The organism is Collinsella sp. TF08-11AT (genome assembly GCF_003437035.1).
Lineage (GTDB): Bacteria > Actinomycetota > Coriobacteriia > Coriobacteriales > Coriobacteriaceae > Collinsella.
In genome coordinates, this window is record NZ_QSRL01000025.1 from 2,368 (window position 1) to 5,370 (window position 3,003).

1 rRNA gene is annotated in these 3,003 nt (G+C 64.7%); it reads right to left on the bottom strand.

From position 1 onward, the window contains the following. Nucleotides 1–23 precede the first annotated feature (23 nt). Nucleotides 24–2,997, bottom strand: a 23S ribosomal RNA gene (locus tag DXC79_RS09875). Nucleotides 2,998–3,003: the final 6 nt, after the last annotated feature.

Consider the following 3,003-nt stretch of genomic DNA (forward strand, 5'->3'; position numbering starts at 1 on the left):
GTCCCGCGGGCCGCGAGGTGCGGTTCCGGAAGAGCTCGGGCGATTAGTGCGGCTCGGCTGAGGCTGTCGCCAGCCTTGCACCTGCCGTCTATCGACCAGGTAGTCTACCTGGGCCCTTACCGGAAGGAGAACTAATCCCTGGAACGGCTTCCCGCTTAGATGCCTTCAGCGGTTATCCGCGCCGCACGCGGCTACCCGGCCGTGCCGTTGGTCGACAACCGGTTCACCGGAGGTGCGTCCACCCCGGTCCTCTCGTACTGGGGGCAGCCTCCATCGATTCTCCTGCGCCCACGGAGGATAGGGACCGAACTGTCTCACGACGTTCTGAACCCAGCTCGCGTACCGCTTTAAACGGCGAACAGCCGTACCCTTGGGACCTGCTCCAGCCCCAGGATGCGATGAGCCGACATCGAGGTGCCAAACCTTGCCGTCGATGTGGACTCTTGGGCAAGATCAGCCTGTTATCCCCGGAGTACCTTTTATCCGTTGAGCGACGGCCCACCCACTCGGGGCCGCCGGATCACTAGAGCCTGCTTTCGCACCTGCTCGGCTTGTGGGCCTCGCAGTCAAGCCCGCTTGTACTCTTGCATTCAAAAGGACGGTTGCCGACCGTCCCGAGCGGACCTTCGCGCGCCTCCGTTACCCTTTAGGAGGCGACCGCCCCAGTCAAACTGCCCGCCTGGCACGGTCCCCGAGCCGGTCGACGGCCTCGGGTTAGGACGCCGGTCGCGCGAGGGCAGTATTCCAAGGGCGGCTCCCCGGGGGCTGGCGCCTCCGGATCTTCGCCTCCTGCCTATCCTCTACACGCGGGACCAGCGGCCAATGCCAAGCTGCAGTGAAGGTTCACGGGGTCTCTCCGTCCTTCCGCGGGTAAGTCGCATCTTCACGACCAGTGCAATTTCACCGGGTCCATGGTCGAGACAGCGCCCAAGTCGTTGCGCCTTTCGTGCAGGTCGGAACTTACCCGACAAGGAATTTCGCTACCTTAGGACCGTTATAGTTACGGCCGCCGTTTACCGGGGCTTGGCTTCGGGGCTTCGCGCGATGCGCTAACTCCTCCGCGTGACCTTCCGGCACCGGGCAGGCGTCAGACCCTATACGTCGCCTTGCGGCTTCTGCAGAGTCCTGTGTTTTTGGTAAACAGTCGCTTGGGCCTCTCCACTGCGGCCCGCCTCCGCTCCCCGGGCAAGCCGGTTCACGTACGCGCGGGCACCCCTTCTCCCGAAGTTACGGGGCCATTGTGCCGAGTTCCTTGACCATGGTTGACCCGATCGCCTCGGTATGTTCTACCCACCCACCTGTGTCGGTTTGCGGTACGGGCGCGCACGCGCCTGCCTAGGGGTTTTTCTAGGGACCTCGGGCTCACTCGCTTCGCTTGATCGCTTCGTCCGGAGCCTCGCCCTCGTGCGGACCGGATTTCCCTGGTCCGCGGGCCGCGCTCCATCACGGGGACGTCCAGAACCCCGCCGAGCCACCCCCATCCGTCGCCCCGTCGGTCGTAGCGCCGCGTGCGCGGTGCAGGAATGTCTGCCTGCTGCGCGTCGGCTACGCCTCCCGGCCTCGCCTTAGCCCCCGACTGACCCTGGGAGGATTAGCCTTGCCCAGGAAACCTCGGGTTCACGGCGGACGAGTTACTCTCTCGTCTCTCGCTACTCATGCCAGCATTCTCACTCCCATGCGCTCCACCGCCGGTCGCCCGGCGGCTTCCCCGCCCATGGGAAGCTCCCCTACCGATTCTGAAAATCAAAATCCCGCCGCTTCGGTGTCCAGCTTAGCCCCGTGTATTGTCGGCGCATGTCCACTCGACCAGTGAGCTGTTACGCACTCTTTGAATGCATGGCTGCTTCTAAGCCAACATCCTGGTTGTCTGGGCGGACGCACATCCTTTGCCACTCGGCTGGAACTTGGGGACCTTAGCGGGCGGTCCGGGCTGTTTCCCTCTCGAGCACACAGCTTAGCCCACATGCTCTGACTGCCGCGCTCTGGGCCGCCGGCATTCGGAGTTCGGTTGGATTCGGTAGGCGGCGAAGCCCCCTCGTCCATCCGGTGCTCTACCTCCGGCGGTGAACGCGCGACGCTAGCCCTAAAGCTATTTCGGGGAGAACGAGATATCTCCGGGTTTGATTGGCCTTTCACCCCTATCCGCAGGTCATCGCCGCCGTTTTCAACCGACGTGCGTTCGGCCCTCCACGGGGTCTTACCCCCGCTTCAGCCTGCCCACGGATAGCTCACCCGGCTTCGCGTCCGCGGCGCGGGACTCAAGTCGCCCTGTTAAGGCTCGCTTTCGCTCCGGCTCCCTTTCGGTTAACCTCGCCCCGCGCCAGCGACTCGCTGGCTCATTCTACAAAAGGCACGCCGTCACACCACAAGGGTGCTCCGACTGCTCGTGGGCGCACGGTTTCAGGTACTGTTTCACTCCCCTCCCGGGGTGCTTTTCACCTTTCCCTCACGGTACTGGTGCGCTATCGGTCACAGGGTAGTACTCAGGCTTGGATGGTGGTCCACCCAGGTTCGGACCGGGTTTCACGTGCCCGGCCCTACTCAGGGACCGCGTCGCGCCGTCCGGTCTGGGTTCGCGTACGGGGCTGTCACCCGCTGCGGCCGGCCCTCCCATGCCGTTCCGCTCCCCAGCCGGACCTGCGCCCGGGGGCGGCAGCCCCCGGATGCGCGGCCCTGCAACCCCGCCGGCGGAACCCCTGCCGGGTACGCCCGCTCGACGGTTTGGCCATCGGTCCCCTTTCGCTCGCCGCTACTCGGGGAGTCTCGAGATTGATTTCCTCTCCTCCGGGTACTTAGATGTTTCAGTTCCCCGGGTTGTCCTCCCGGCCCCTATGTGTTCGGGGTCGGGATATCCACACCTCTGTGGATGGGTTCGCCCATTCGGAGACCCCCGGGTCGAAGGATGTGTGCTCCTCGCCGGGGATTATCGCAGCTTGCCGCGTCCTTCATCGGCTCCCTGTGCCAAGGCATCCGCCGTGCGCCCGTGGTATCTTGCGGGACCGC